The 14,820-nt window shown below is 31.4% G+C and carries 13 protein-coding genes; 12 read left to right on the top strand and 1 reads right to left on the bottom strand.

Annotated elements, in window-relative coordinates; all coding sequences use genetic code 11:
• Positions 1 to 59 precede the first annotated feature (59 nt).
• Entirely contained in the window at positions 60 to 1,100 is a 1,041-nt protein-coding gene (locus GXK57_RS21025; RefSeq protein ID WP_160679987.1) for a M42 family metallopeptidase, read from the bottom strand.
• A 419-nt stretch (positions 1,101 to 1,519) separates the two neighbouring features.
• Here GXK57_RS21025 and GXK57_RS21030 point away from each other — a divergent pair, with 419 nt between their 5' ends.
• The 12 genes from GXK57_RS21030 to GXK57_RS21085 form a co-directional block, all read left to right on the top strand.
• Positions 1,520 to 3,046 carry a VanW family protein gene (locus GXK57_RS21030; protein WP_160679988.1) on the top strand — a complete coding sequence of 509 codons (1,527 nt, stop codon included), beginning with the start codon at positions 1,520 to 1,522 and terminating at the stop codon, positions 3,044 to 3,046.
• A 306-nt stretch (positions 3,047 to 3,352) separates the two neighbouring features.
• Positions 3,353 to 3,670, top strand: a complete 318-nt coding sequence (gene trxA, locus GXK57_RS21035) for a thioredoxin (RefSeq protein WP_160679989.1) — start codon at positions 3,353 to 3,355, stop codon at positions 3,668 to 3,670.
• 15 nt (positions 3,671 to 3,685) lie between these two features.
• The gene (locus GXK57_RS21040) at positions 3,686 to 4,543 is read left to right on the top strand and encodes an NAD(P)/FAD-dependent oxidoreductase (protein WP_160679990.1); all 858 of its coding nucleotides are present in this window, start codon (positions 3,686 to 3,688) and stop codon (positions 4,541 to 4,543) included.
• A 214-nt stretch (positions 4,544 to 4,757) separates the two neighbouring features.
• On the top strand, positions 4,758 to 5,303 hold the full coding sequence (locus GXK57_RS21045; protein ID WP_160679991.1) for a glutathione peroxidase: 546 nt from the start codon (positions 4,758 to 4,760) through the stop codon (positions 5,301 to 5,303).
• Positions 5,304 to 5,824: 521 nt separating this feature from the next.
• Positions 5,825 to 6,772: a MoxR family ATPase gene (locus tag GXK57_RS21050; RefSeq protein ID WP_160679992.1), complete on the top strand. Its 948-nt coding sequence runs from the start codon at positions 5,825 to 5,827 to the stop codon at positions 6,770 to 6,772.
• Positions 6,765 to 7,973 carry a DUF58 domain-containing protein gene (locus GXK57_RS21055; RefSeq protein WP_160679993.1) on the top strand — a complete coding sequence of 403 codons (1,209 nt, stop codon included), beginning with the start codon at positions 6,765 to 6,767 and terminating at the stop codon, positions 7,971 to 7,973. The genes GXK57_RS21050 and GXK57_RS21055 overlap by 8 nt, the downstream gene beginning before the upstream one ends.
• A 1-nt stretch (position 7,974) precedes the next feature.
• Entirely contained in the window at positions 7,975 to 10,224 is a 2,250-nt protein-coding gene (locus GXK57_RS21060) for a transglutaminase-like domain-containing protein (RefSeq protein WP_160679994.1), read from the top strand.
• A 187-nt stretch (positions 10,225 to 10,411) separates the two neighbouring features.
• Positions 10,412 to 11,248, top strand: coding sequence for a Cof-type HAD-IIB family hydrolase (locus GXK57_RS21065; RefSeq protein WP_160679995.1), 837 nt, complete (start codon positions 10,412 to 10,414; stop codon positions 11,246 to 11,248).
• A 116-nt stretch (positions 11,249 to 11,364) separates the two neighbouring features.
• Positions 11,365 to 11,826, top strand: a complete 462-nt coding sequence (locus GXK57_RS21070) for a tRNA (cytidine(34)-2'-O)-methyltransferase (RefSeq protein WP_160679996.1) — start codon at positions 11,365 to 11,367, stop codon at positions 11,824 to 11,826.
• A 15-nt stretch (positions 11,827 to 11,841) separates the two neighbouring features.
• A complete protein-coding gene (locus GXK57_RS21075; RefSeq protein ID WP_160679997.1) occupies positions 11,842 to 12,681 on the top strand; it encodes a DegV family protein in 840 nt (279 codons plus the stop codon).
• A gap of 792 nt (positions 12,682 to 13,473) precedes the next feature.
• Positions 13,474 to 14,565: a BMP family ABC transporter substrate-binding protein gene (locus tag GXK57_RS21080; RefSeq protein WP_160679998.1), complete on the top strand. Its 1,092-nt coding sequence runs from the start codon at positions 13,474 to 13,476 to the stop codon at positions 14,563 to 14,565.
• A gap of 101 nt (positions 14,566 to 14,666) precedes the next feature.
• A partial coding sequence (locus tag GXK57_RS21085) for an ATP-binding cassette domain-containing protein (RefSeq protein ID WP_160679999.1) occupies positions 14,667 to 14,820 on the top strand: 154 nt, incomplete at its 3' end.

Here is a 14,820-nt window from a genome sequence, read left to right on the forward strand (position 1 = left end):
AAGGGCATTTTTATTGCATTTTCTTTTCTAAAAAGGCTTGGAACTGTTATATAGGTTCCTTATAGAGTTTGTGAGTAAGCTACTATTAGCTTTAATGTTTCAACAATTGAATCCATATGAGTTCTTTCATAGGCATGGGAGGCGAAAACACCAGGGCCTATAAGAGCAGCTCTTATATCCCACCCAGCACCTAGAGCTGCTGAAGCATCTGAACCATAATAAGGGTAAATGTCAATCTTGTAATCTATAGATTTATCTTTGCAAACGTCTATGAGCTTCTTTCTTAAATTATAGTCATAAGGACCAGAAGAATCTTTTGCGCATATACATACAGCATACTCAGAGGAATTCTGTCCAGGACCAGGAGCTCCCATATCTACTGCTATAAACTCTTTTACATGTTCAGGTAAACCTGCTTTAGCGCCATGTCCCACTTCTTCATAAGTAGAGATGAAGAAATGCGTATTGTATGGTAGCTTTAAGTTATTCTCAGAAATATACTTTATTGCTGTCAGAAGGATTGCTACGCTTGCTTTATCATCTAAATGTCTACTTTTTATAAAGTCTTTTTCTGTTATAGTTGCTCTAGAGTCAAAGCATATAAAATCACCAACATTTATTCCTAAAGCTTCTGTATCTTCTTTTGTAAATACTTTTTCATCTATTATAACTTCCATGTTCTGAGCTGTTCTTTTTAGTTCTCTAGCTTCATCACCACTTATGTGAACCGAAGGTTTTATAGTTTGAATAGTCCCAGTATATGTTTTGTTATCCAAGGTTTCTATGGTACAGTTTTCGCCATCTATGGAGGTCATCATGAATCCGCCAACTGGTGTGAGTTCTAATGCTCCATTGCTTTTTATTTCCTTTACCATTGCTCCTAAGGTATCTATGTGACCAGAAAAAACTCTTTCGTAGTTCTTGTTTTCTCCTTTGAAACTTACTAAAATTGCACCTTTGTTTGTTAAGGTATATTTAACGTTTAGCTTGTCTAACTCCGAAACTACATATTTCCTAATATTATCAGTATAACCAGTAGGACTAGGTGTAGATAATAAATTAATTAAATAATCTTTTATAACATTTCTATCAAAATTCATTTTATACCCCCAAAAATATTAATATAGTATAAATTATACAACTAAAGATGAAAAAATAGAAACATACAAAATTAATTAAAAAAATAAAGTGAAATTATATGATAAATTTTGAAAAATGTCGCACTATAGATAATAGGATATTTTTTTGTAAGTTACTACTAAAAATACGGTTTACAATAAAAGTATATTTATTAATATTTTCTTTTATAGTATAATTAAGAGTACAAAAAAAGTATACCAATCTAATTGTTAAATACTTTAGAAATAATGACTTCTTAGATTTATGAAGAGTAAACAACTTTAGATGGTTCATCTAGAGATGTACTTATTTTATATCCAATATATTTATATTAACTATGATTCATCAGGTCAAGTTGAAGGTAGTAAAGTGTACATCTACATCAAGGAGGAGAAGATATATGAGCAGCAAAGTAAGAAAAACTAAGGCACTTAAGTGGGTCGTAGCTGGAACAGTAGCTGTAGTTGTAATTGGATTGTCTGGATTTGGTGGATATGCCATGACGGTAAAGAACCAAGTGTCAAAATGGGACAATAAAATATACCAAGGCGTTAAGGTTAATGGTGTAGATCTTTCAGGTAAGACTAAAGAAGAAGCAATTAAGCTATTAGAAGATAGTTTTTCAGGAACTATAAAGCAAAAGAAGCTTGTTGTTAAAGCTTTAGACCAAAGTTTTGAACTTGACTATTCAAGTCTTAGTCCTCAATTTAATGTTCAAGAAGTTGCAGAAAAGGCTATAAAAGAAGGAAAAGATTTATCATTATTTAAAAAGAATGATGTAATAAAAAATGGTCTAGGTAAAGATATTCCTTTAGACTTTACATATGACGATAGCAAGTTAAAGGCTTTTGAACAACAGATTGAGAGTAAGATAAACAAGGATCCTGTAGATGCTAAGCTTACAATAAGTAATGGAAGTATTAGTGTTACAGACGATCAAATAGGGCATAAAATTAAAACCGAAGAACTGGACAAGTTGATTAAAAATAACATAAATGGAAAATTGGAGGCTAATTCTGCGGTTGAGGCACCTATAGAAGAGACTAAGCCTAAGTATCCTAAGACTGAATTAACTAAAATTGATAGTAAGCTGTCCACTTTTTCAACTAGTTTTGCTACTTCAAATCCAGGAAGATCAGCAAACGTAACTTTAGCTAGTAGTTTTATAAATGGTAAGCTTTTAATGCCGGGAGACACCTTTAGTTATAATCAGGCTGTTGGAGAAAGAACCACTGCAAGAGGTTTTAAAGATGCTGCTATATTCGTAGGCGACAAGGTTGAACAGGGTGTTGGTGGCGGAATATGCCAAGTTTCTACCACATTATATAGAGCAGCAATGAGAGCTGGTATAAGATCAACAGAAAGATACAATCATTCTATGCCCACAAGCTACTCGCCAGTTGGACTAGATGCTACAGTTTACTGGGGCTCTTTAGATTATAAGTTTAAGAATACATATAATTTTCCTATATACATAGAATCATACACAAGTAATAAAAATGTATATGTTAATTTTTATGGAAATGCAGCAGGTATGGGCGGAAAAACTTATGAACTATTTGCTGAAACTTTAGAAAAATATGATCCTACTGTAACCAATGTAAATGATGCTAGCCTTCCAGAAGGTCAAAAGCAATGGGATAAGAATCCAGTTACTGGATATAAGGTGAAAAGTTATCTTGTAACATATCAAGATGGAAAAGAGATAGCTAGAGACAACATAGCTACTGATATATATCAAAAAGTTAATGGAGTTTTGAGAGTTGGAACCAAGAAAGCAGCTCCAGTTCAGGCGCAACCAGCAGATCAGACACAGCAGGCTCAACAAGCGCAGCCAACTCAAGCTGCTCCAGTTGCTCCGGCAGCTCCAACTCCAGCGGCTCCTATAGCTCCGGCTCAAGGAACTGCAGCAGGTACTAATCAATAATAACATCCATACTTAAAAAGCCATCCTAATGCAGGGTGGCTTTTTTTAGTATTTACCAATCACACGTGAAGGAAAGAATTCCACAAAGTATTATGAAAAAGGTTGTATTTTATATATAGATCTGTAGATAAGTATGTGTAGTTAACTTAAATATTTATCTACATAAAAGAATAAAAAATATATCACCTAACTAATTTTCTATGGATAAATAATCTAAAAGGTATTGACATAAATTTAACTATTGCATATAATTTGATTATGCCAAATTAAATTGCATAAAATTAATATTAAGAGGAGAGCGAGAATATGATAAGAGAAGTTGTTGACAATAACTTAGAAGAGGCTATGAAGGATTCGAAGAATGTTGTACTAGTGGATTTGTGGGCTACTTGGTGTGAACCATGTAAGATGATATCACCTATTTTGGATGAACTTTCAGTAGAATTAGAAGGTAAAGTTGAATTCTTAAAAGTTAATGCAGATCAAAATAAAGAATTAGTAAGTAAATATCAAATATCAGGAATACCTACAATGTTAGTATTTAAGCAAGGAGAGTTAGTTGACACATTAAATGGATTTAATCCTAAGGTTAAACTATTACAAGTTTTAAATAAGTACATATAAGGAAGGTGATTTCATATGGAAAGATATGATATAGCTATAATTGGAAGCGGCCCAGCTGGTTTATCAAGTGCTATAAATGCTAAGATAAGAAACAAAAATATTATAATATTTGGAAACAGCAACTTTAGTAATAAATTAATAAAAGCACCTAAAATCAATAATTATTTAGGGATACCTAATGTTGCTGGAATTGAACTTAAAGAACAATTTCAAAAACATCTACAGCATATGGACATTGAAATTGTAAATGAAAAGATTAACTCAGTTTATGCAATGGGAGAGTATTTCACTTTATCAGCTAATGAAAAGATGTATGAGGCGACTTCAGTTATAATTACTTCCGGTGTAGAGTTTAGTAAACCTATAAAAGGTGAAGAAGAATTACTTGGTAAGGGTGTAGGGTATTGTGCTACTTGTGATGCTCCTCTGTATAAAGACAAAGTAGTTAGTATAATTGGCTATAATAAGGAAGCTGAAGAAGAGGCTGTTTATGTAAGCGAATTGGCATCAAAAGTCTACTATATACCAATGTATAAGGATGAAGTAGAGTTCAATAGTAGTATAGAAGTAATAAGAAGCAAACCTACTGAAATAGTAGGAGGAAAAAAGGTTGAAAAATTGATACTGGCGGAATGTGAAGTTATTACCGATGCAGTATTTATAATAAAGGATAGTGTATCGCCAAGTCAATTAGTGCCAGGGTTAGAGATGCTAGGAGAACATATAAAAGTTGATATTAATATGAATACTAATATAGAAGGTTGCTTTGCTGCTGGTGATTGTGTTGGTAAGCCATATCAATATATGAAGGCAGCAGGACAAGGACAGATAGCAGCATTGAATGCGGTTTCATATTTAGATCAAAATAAATAATATATGTGTTAAATATTTATTAATTAATACATATTATTAAATAAATACCTATAAAGGTATTGACATGGAATAAAATACTATATATAATTAAATTATACTAAATTAAATTGCACTCGATTAAATTATATTTAGAAAATATATAAAATAATTATGAAATGAAGAGGAGGAAGCTGGTTAATCTTTAGAAGGCTAAAATGATTCCAGCGACAAAATTATGTCAGTTTATGATTTTAAAGCAAAAACAATTGATGGACAAGAAATATCTTTAGACAAATATGCAGGTAAGGTTTTACTAATAGTTAATACTGCTAGTAAGTGTGGGTTTACACCTCAATATGAAGGACTTGAAGCACTTTATAAAAAATATAAGGATCAAGGACTTGAAATATTAGGTTTCCCAAGTAACCAATTCGCAGGACAAGAACCTGGTGATAATGGTGAAGTTAAGAACTTCTGTCAAATTAATTATGGAGTTTCCTTCCAACTATTTGAGAAAACAAATGTAAGAGACGAAAACGCTCATCCATTATTCAACTACTTAACTGAGAAAGCTCCTTTCCAAGGATTCAATATGAACCACCCAGTAGGAAAGCCATTATTAGAAGCCTTAGAAAATAACTTCCCTCAATTCTTAGAAGGAAATTCAGTAAAGTGGAACTTTACAAAGTTCCTAGTAGATAAAGAAGGAAATGTGGTTTCAAGATTTGAACCAACTTCTGAGCCATCAGAAATGGCTGAAGCTATCGAAAAATTACTATAATAAAGAGTTTATTATATAAACATATAAGTATTATGTTAGAAGCACACTTTGTCAAAGTGTGCTTTTTTAATGTCTAGAAATCCGCCATGTAAGCTAAGGTTTCTCAGAGTATAATGAAAAAACTGTTCTTCTTCATAGAAGATTAGAAATGTGATAATAAATTACTTTTCATAACAATTAAACTGTTAATAAATATTAAGAAAATGTAATATTTTTAATATGTGAAGGAATTGTAATAAATAGATAGAATTAGGAGAAGTATGAAAAATGTAGTAGGTATAATATACATGTATTAATTTGAATATTATTATCCTATAATGTTTAATGCAATTATATTATTAAATAGTCATTGTTAAAGTATCGCGATGAAATTACAAAGTTAGTTAATTAGTTTTAATAGCTAACTCATATATGATCTACTGTATAACCACTTAATTTCATCCATATTATTAACAGGGCTTTAAATATATATTTGCTTAGCACAAAAATATATATATAGAATATAAAAGGGAGTTTAAGGCATGAGAGAAAGAGAAATTATTAGCAAAGTACTGGATAATCTTAATAAGGTTATAATAGGAAAACAATATGAGATTAATAATATATTAAAAGGAGTAATTGCAAATGGACATATTCTAATAGAGGATGTTCCTGGCGTAGGTAAAACTACCTTGGTTAAGGCACTAGCAAAGACAATTGACTTAACTTATAGTAGAATTCAATTTACTCCAGATCTTCTTCCTTCTGATATAACAGGTATTTCCATATATAATCAAAAGAATATGGAGTTTGAGTTTAAGGAAGGTCCTATATTTTCTAATATAGTATTAGCAGATGAAATCAATAGAACATCTCCCAAAACTCAATCAGCGCTACTTGAAGTAATGGAGGAAAATCAGGTTTCAGAGGGAGGTCAAACTCACAGGCTAAAAAGCCCATTTATAGTAATGGCAACACAAAATCCAATAGATTACGATGGTACTTTTAGATTGCCAGAGGCTCAGCTTGATAGATTTATAATAAAGGTTTCTTTAGGATATCCATCCTCTGAGGCTGAGGTGGACATACTAGAAAAATACAGAGAGAAGAGTCCGCTAGAAGATTTAAGTAATGTGGTGACAGCTGAGGATATACTATATCTTCAGGAAGCAGTAAAAAAAGTAAAGGTAGCAACGGCTGTAAATGAATATATAGTCAGAATCGCAAATAAAACAAGAGAAAGTAACTATATATCTTTAGGAGTAAGTACAAGAGCTATATTGTCACTTCAGAAGGTTGCTCAGGCAAGTGCTTTGCTTAATGGAAGAAACTATGTTATTCCGGAGGATGTAAAAGAAAATGCTGCGTTAGTACTGAGTCATAGAATAATATTGTCTTCAACTGGAAAAGCAAACGGCTATGGGGAAAGGGAGACCATAGAAGATATATTAAGAATGGTAGAAGTGCCAAGGGTAACTTTCAATGGCTAAAATAAGAATAAGTATAAAATATCTAGTACTTTTGATACTTTCTGCTATATTCTTATATGTTCAAGGAGGTAGTCTACCACATGTTATTTTCTATATGTTGTTTATAACCTTTTTGATAAGTTTTATTTCAATAGTTATAGCAAGATTTGGCTTAAACATTAGTAATGTTACAACCGCAAGATTTTATACTTGTGGAGAGAAAGAGTATATTGATACTATGGTTAAAAATAATACGATATTTATTCTCCCTTATTGCAATATAACCAATGAAGGCATAGTGAAAATTAAGAAAAACTATTCAGGAGATGCTGTAACCTTATCTGTTAATGAGCATCGAATAATATCTGAAGAGCTTATCTACATATGTAGAGGAAAATTTGATTTAGGAAGCTATGAAGTTGAGCTTAAAGACTTATTTGGAATATTTAGTTTAAGATATAGGATAGAAGGAAAAAAGCAGATAAAGATATTTCCAAGGGTATATGATGTAAGTGGGATGACTATAAGAGGTTCAGACATTATTGAAAATACACTTTCAGTAGTAACAAGCAAAGAAGATCCTCACTCCACAAAAGATATGAGAAAATATAGAGAAGGAGATAGTTTAAAAAGAATAAACTGGAAGGTGAGTGCAAAGCTAAATGATCTATATGTTAGAAACTTTGATACTGTATCCGGTGAAGAGTTTAATATATTTATTGATATGAATCAAAGCAATTACTTACTTGATCCTTACGGGAAAAATGAAGAGATGCTAATGGACTTTTCAGCCTCTTTGATATATTCTTTCCTAAAGAAGAATGTATCAACTAGATTATTTGTAAATAACCTAAAGGAAGAGACTTTAGAAATAGAGAATAAGATAGATTTTGAAAAGTTCTTGAACTATTTGATTGAACATAAAAGTGAAGGAACAACACCTATAACTAGCTTTATACAAATGCAAAAGCAAAGGCTTTCTTCTATAGCTGGAATGGCCATAATAACTCATACCTTATCAGAAAAAATTCTTAGCTTCATGATGGAAAATAAAGAAAGAGGAAATTCCTTTGTTCTATTCTATCTTAAGAGCGAAATAAATGAGAATTCTATACTTGCTATGAGTAATCTTGGCATTGTATGCCGTAAGATTGATGAAGAAGTACTTTATGAAGAGGTAGCTGTAAGCATAGAAGAGCTTATAAAAGGGCAGGTGAGCTAGTATGGAGTGGATTAAGGAAAAGAGTTTAAACATTATAGTAAGTTTTTTAAATATATTACTTGTTATCTTAACATTAAGAGCCTGCTTAAATATAGATGGAACTAATTACTTCTTTATAATTATATTGTTTCTTATAGGTTTGTTAATATACTGGGTTTATGACGATAAGGTCAAGTCATTGGAGAAAAAACTCATATTAACTATGGGATTGCTTTGTTTTATACTACTTCTAACAATAGTTTTTAAGCTGTTTATCACTTCTTTTGTAGTCGGTGGCATAACAAAAAATATGAGTTTAATCAATACTAATATGAGAGCAGGAAGAGCCAGTGATTTTTCTCTTATAGAGAATTTGTTGATTATAATCATACCAACTGCAACCCCGATTATCATGTGGATGCTAAAAAGAGGTCTTGCAGATATACTAGTTTTAGTAAATATAATTATAATGACGCTCTATTGGTACTTAGGATATTATGAAGAAATAAATAAAGTAATGTATTTATTTGTTTTTGTAAGTATGGTAACATATGGAATTAACCATTTTGGAGTTTATATAAGGAAGCTTAAAAGAAAAGAAATCAGAAATAGTATAACAAGTTCGAGAGTACTGGCTTCAGTTATAACTTTGGCAGTCATAACATCAATAGTTATATCTGTAATACCTAAGTCTGCCAGTGGTAGGTTCTCAAAAATTATTACTGATAAGGTTGTTGAAAATATAGCTGACAATGGTGGCAATCTAGGAAATCCAGATAAGTATGGGTACTCCCTAGCTAAGTCGGGTTATAGTGATACTTCTAAAATTTTAGGAGGTCCAATAAGCATAGATGATAGAGAGGCACTGAAGCTAGAGTATAAAGGCAGTAATAAGTCTCCTATATATCTTAAAGGTTCGGTTAAAGAAAAATATACAGGTTCAGCATGGGTATCTGAGTATAAGCAGATAGAGAAGGCTGATAGTATGGATCAATACTATAATGATAAATTTGTAGGAACAAATGTAGAAACTATGACTATACATCCAGATTACGTAACCACCACTACACTTTTTACTCCGTATTATCCGTTTTTTGTCAAGCTGAAATATAATAGTGACAATGCTACTTACGTTGATAAAGCTAATGAAGCCTTTTACTCTCAAAGGCCAATAAAGACAGAATATACCATAAATTTTTATTCGAGAAGTAATTATGATACTTTTCTTGATCAAGCGCCAACTAAACCTGAAGCTATCGAAACAGTTGCGCTATATAATAATGGTGATTTGTCAAATTACTTGCAACTTCCAGATACTATTACCCAAAGGACTGTTGATCTTGTTAGTCAAATAGTGAAGGGAGCATCTTCAAACGCTGAGAAGACTTATAAAATAAAAGAATATTTAACTAAAAATTATCAGTATAGTTTAGATGTATCTAGTGTACCTCAGGGAAGAGACTTTGTTGATTATTTTTTATTTGAAGAAAAGAAAGGGTATTGTGTATATTTCGCTACAGCTATGACTGTAATGTGTAGGATTGCAGGAATTCCAGCAAGATATGTGGAGGGATTTAAGGCTACAACTGATAAAACATACAATAATATGTATAGAGTCACAAACGAGGATGCTCATGCATGGTCAGAAGTTTATTTGGATGGACAACAAATTCAAGGAGATCATGTAGCTAGAACAGTAGTATTTACTAAAGTGGATACAGCGCCTAGTGCTTATCAGTATAGACATAAAAAAACAGCTGACGATGAAAGTTTAGCTAGTGCTGCAAGCGGAGGGAATATAAGTAGTTCTTCTAGTACTTCATCAAAGGCAAGTATTAAGGATAAGGAACAAGATAATAAATTAGCTTCTGAGGATAAACCTTATTACTATAAATATATAAAAATTATATTACCTGTAGCTATTGTGTTGATTTATTTTCTTGTAAGAATAGTTGCTTTCAAGTTAAAAAAACAAAAAGTTTATAAATATAACAGTCTTATACCTCTATATGAATATTCTTTATCAAGATTAAGAAAGATAAAAATAACCAAGGAATTAAGTGAAACTGATTTGGAATTTGCTAAAAATATTAGTGACGAGAAGTTATCTTTGATGTTGAAGGAATTAATCGATAATATTTATAAAGAATTCTATGGAGAAGAAAATGGTCTAAATTATAACAGAAGTGAATTGGTAGATTATATTGAAAGTATACTTAAAGATAATCAAGGAAACATTAAATATGTAATAAGAAAATACGTATTATTTTAGTTAAAGATAGATATACATATTAGACATTTTATAATGCTATTATGTATATCTATTGTTTTTAGGTCTAGTGAAGTATAAATCAAATCCTTATTTTTTTTGTGAAAGATTACTGGTATAATATTCAAGGATATGAAAATGATAATTTAGTAAGATAAACATAAAAAATATACATAAATAGGAGTATTATATGAGTTACAAATTAGTATGTATAGATATGGATGGAACTTTATTAAATAATAAAAAGAAGATATCAAGTTATAATAAGGAAATGTTGCAGAAAGCCCATGATAAGGGAGTACATATTGTAATAACTACAGGAAGAATCTTCAATAATGCTCTGCATTATTCTAACTTATTGGGTGTTAAGTCTCCTGTTATAGCCACAAATGGAGCTATAATACGAGAAAAGGATAAAGGCGTAGTAATATATAAAAATGCACTTAGTACAGAAACCTGTTTAAGATTGTTAGAGCTATCTCAAAAAAGCGGCGTAAAAATGCATTTCTACACAACCGACAGAATTTTTGCCAGCAGTAGACTACATGGAGTAGCACTTAAGTTATTTATGTCTTTACCATTACCTAAAGATTTAAGACTTAAGATTAGATATGTAGGGAAAAAAGAAGAATGGCAGGAAGTATTCAATCATCATGAGGATGAGTTTGTAAAGTGTATTGTTTTTAGTCCTAGCAGAAGTACATTAAGGAATTTTAGAAAAGAGCTTGCAACCTTTGAGGACATAAGTATAACAAGCTCAGGTGCTTACAATGTAGAAATTCTTAATAAGGATGTTTCAAAAGGAAAAGCGGTGGAAGTTCTTGCAAATTACTATGGTATAAGTAGAAATGAAATAATGTGTATAGGTGATAATGAGAATGATATACCTATGATACAATATGCAGGGCTTGGAGTAGCAGTATCTAATGGTATAAAGCAACTAAAAGATGTGGCTGATTATATAACAGATACAAATGACAGAGATGGAGTAGGTAAAGCTATAGAAAAGTTTATTATTTCAAAATAGATACTAAAGATTAAGTTTCACTATTTAGTTATATTTGATTAAGATAATAAAATAATGTAATATAATAAGATGAAGCAAAATCTTATAATTTATTGTAACGTTTCGGAGGAAAAAAAGTGAATCTTAATATAGTTCTATATCAACCAGAGATACCTCAAAATACAGGTAATATAGCTAGAACCTGTGTATTGACTAATTCTAAACTTCATTTAATAAAGCCGCTAGGCTTCAGCTTAGATGAAAAGCATGTAAGAAGAGCTGGACTTGACTATTGGCAATATCTAGACATGGAAATCTACGAAAGTTATGAAGATTTCATGGAAAAAAATAAAGGTGCTAGAATATTTTTGTCAACAACTCATGCTACAAAATATTATGACGAAGTTGAGTATAAAGAAGGGGACTTCATAATGTTTGGTAGAGAATCATCTGGAGTTCCGGAGAATGTTCATAATGACGTAGATGGCATAAGAGTTCCAATGATAAATACATCAACTAGATCTCTAAACTTATCAAATACGGTTTCAATCATCGCATATGAGGCATTGAGACAAATTGGATTTCCTAGTATGAAATAAATAGGGGGAGCTTATATGGAAAAGATTAAAATAATTACTGATAGTACTGCTGATATCCCCATGGAGTTATTGAAAAGGCATGATGTGGATGTATTGCCACTTCTTATAAACTTTGGAGAGGAAAGTTATCTAGATGGTGTAGAAATAGAACTTAAGACTATGTTAAGGCGTATAGAAGAAGATAACGCCCTACCAACTACAGCTCAAGTTACTCCAAATAGATTCTATGAATGCTATAAGAAGTATTTAGAAGAAGGATATAAAATTATATCCATACATCTATCCTCAGATATGAGTGGAACTTACAATTCTGCATGTATTGCAAGAGATATGTTCGAAACTGAGGATATATTAGTTATTGATTCCAAGAACGTAACCTCTGGTCTTGGAATAGTTGTATTAAAAGCAATCAATTTGAGAGATAAGGGAGTCAGTTTAAAGGAAATAGAAGAAAAGTTAAAATTGACTATTCCCCATATCAAGAGTGCTCTTGGGTTTGAGAGCTTGGATAACTTAGTCAGAGGCGGAAGACTATCTAAAACTGCAGGGGTTATAGGGAGTGTTCTTGGAATAAAGCTAATATTAGAAGTTAAAGAAGGAAAAATGTCAGTTATGGACAAGGTTAGAGGCAGTAAAAAAGCTGCTAAAGAGATAATAAATACCTTTGAAACCTTGAAGCATAAGAAAGATGAGCCTGTAATTCTATTGCATATTGAGAATCAAGATATTTATGAACCATTAAAAGACTATTTGAATGAAAATAATATTGATTATATTGATGCTGAGGTTGGCTGTACTGTAGGTATACATTCAGGTCCTAAGGCATGTGGATTATTTTTTATTGAGGAATTTTAATTTAGTTATTGATTATTGCGGAATAATATATTATGCTAAAAAAAGACAATGTGGTCATTTAAGCCACATTGTCTTTTTTTACTTTATATGACTTTCCTCACATAGGTCTGTAAAATCAGATTAAAGTGAAAATACTCTCTGAGGATACTAGCTTCAGCTTCTTTTCTATGTAGAAGAATGTAACTAACTGAGATATGTTGGAACTATTTACCATGAGATATTAAGAATAAAGATTGCCCAAATATTATATACTTATTAGTATAAGGGAAATGAATAAGTCGCAAATAATACTATAATTTACGAATACTCCATGGAGATTAAAGTAGAAATTATCGTGAATATGTATTTTTATTGAATAAAATTTTAATATAATTAAAATTTTATTAGAAAAATGTGATGCCTTTAGATAAATTTAGTAATATAAACGAAAAAACTGTTTCATTTATGTTTAACGTATGCTATAATGACAACGAGAAAATGTTTACCAAAATATACTTGTGTTACTACAGTTTAGAAGATTACTCTGTTTGTATATATTGAGTAGCATTTAATAGTGTTTGTTATATACAATTATTTACTAGGTTTTAAAATACAACTTTTAGGACATGTATATATTAATTATTTGTATTTATAACAGACCTTTTTTTATACTTAAATAAATGCTTAGGTGTTGTCTAATAGGAAAGTGGTTACATATCTTTATTTTTGGTTTAATAGTTCTAATTTTAATAAGTAAATGGTTGGTTATATGTTTGTAACCAAACAATATATAAATATTAGGAGGGATCTGTAATGAACAAGAAAAAACTAATTGCTGCTATGGCATCTGTAGCTGTTGTAGCAACTCTATTCGCTGGTTGTGCTAGCAAGTCAAATGACAATAAGTCAACTACTGACAATTCATCTTCTACTAAGAAGGTAATGGTTGGTCTTTCAACTGATGAAGGTGGTTTAAATGATAAGTCCTTTAACCAAGCAGCTGATACTGGATTAAAGAAAGCTGCATCAGAACTTAACTTCACTTATAAAGCTGTTGAATCAAAGTCTAAGGATGATTATGAATCAAACTTAGATGCATTGGTATCAGAAGGTTCTAACCTAGTTGTTGGAGTTGGATTCCAAATGTCAGATGCTGTTACAAATGCTGCTAAAAAGCATAAAGATACAAACTTTGCTATAGTAGATTCTGCTGTTGATGCATCAAACGTAAGATCAATACTATTTAAGGAACAAGATGGTTCATTCCTAATGGGAATAATTGCTGGTAAGATGGCTGGAACTGGTAAAGTAGGTTTCGTTGGTGGAAAAGACCAAGAACTTATCCAAAAGTTTGAAGCAGGTTTTGCAGCTGGAGTTAAAGCTGTTAATCCAACTGCAGCTGAAGATTTAATAGGAAGAAAGACAGTTCAATATGTAGATAGCTTTACTGATGCTGCAAAAGGAAAAGAAGCAGCTAAGAACTTAATAAATGCTGGTTGTACTGTAATATACCATGCAGCAGGTGGTGCTGGAGAAGGTATGTTCCAAGCAGTTCAAGAAGCAAACAAGAATGGTAAAAAGGTTTGGGCTATCGGAGTTGATATGGACCAAGCGGTTACACTTCCTCAATATGCAGATGTAATACTTTCTTCTATGATAAAGAAGGTTGACTTTGCAACATACCAAGCAGGTAAAGATATAGTAAACAACACATTTAAGAGTGGCACTGTAGAACTTGGATTAAAAGAAGGCGGAATTGATATAGCTGGTACTTCAAGCAAGAATACTCCTAAAGATGTTCTTGATTTAGTAGCTAAATATCAAGCAGCTGTAAAAGATGGTAAGATAGTAGTTCCAACAAAACCAGCTGATGTTAAGAGCTTTACACCAGCTGCTGTACAATAATTAAATATTTTCTAGATATTAATAAGAGCTAGATGTTGCTACATCTAGCTTTTTTAAAGATTTTAAGACTATTTCCAAGTTTAAGGTAGGAGGTATTAACAGTGACAAAAGTGGTAGAAATGAAGGGCATAACGAAAATATTCCCAGGGACTGTAGCCAACGATAATGTTAATTTTGATCTTAATAAAAGTGAAACTCACGTTTTGCTTGGAGAGAATGGCGCTGGAAAGACCACTTTAATGAACATACTATATG

Source organism: Clostridium sp. C8-1-8 (genome assembly GCF_009928445.1).
Classification (GTDB): Bacteria; Bacillota; Clostridia; order Clostridiales; family Clostridiaceae; genus Clostridium_AR.

Coding starts and splice junctions, on each gene's coding strand:
- GXK57_RS21025 (WP_160679987.1), bottom strand. CDS start 1,100: ATGAATTTTGATAGAAATGTTATAAAAGATTATTTAATTAATTTATTA.
- GXK57_RS21030 (WP_160679988.1), top strand. CDS start 1,520: ATGAGCAGCAAAGTAAGAAAAACTAAGGCACTTAAGTGGGTCGTAGCT.
- trxA (WP_160679989.1), top strand. CDS start 3,353: ATGATAAGAGAAGTTGTTGACAATAACTTAGAAGAGGCTATGAAGGAT.
- GXK57_RS21040 (WP_160679990.1), top strand. CDS start 3,686: ATGGAAAGATATGATATAGCTATAATTGGAAGCGGCCCAGCTGGTTTA.
- GXK57_RS21045 (WP_160679991.1), top strand. CDS start 4,758: ATGTCAGTTTATGATTTTAAAGCAAAAACAATTGATGGACAAGAAATA.
- GXK57_RS21050 (WP_160679992.1), top strand. CDS start 5,825: ATGAGAGAAAGAGAAATTATTAGCAAAGTACTGGATAATCTTAATAAG.
- GXK57_RS21055 (WP_160679993.1), top strand. CDS start 6,765: ATGGCTAAAATAAGAATAAGTATAAAATATCTAGTACTTTTGATACTT.
- GXK57_RS21060 (WP_160679994.1), top strand. CDS start 7,975: ATGGAGTGGATTAAGGAAAAGAGTTTAAACATTATAGTAAGTTTTTTA.
- GXK57_RS21065 (WP_160679995.1), top strand. CDS start 10,412: ATGAGTTACAAATTAGTATGTATAGATATGGATGGAACTTTATTAAAT.
- GXK57_RS21075 (WP_160679997.1), top strand. CDS start 11,842: ATGGAAAAGATTAAAATAATTACTGATAGTACTGCTGATATCCCCATG.
- GXK57_RS21080 (WP_160679998.1), top strand. CDS start 13,474: ATGAACAAGAAAAAACTAATTGCTGCTATGGCATCTGTAGCTGTTGTA.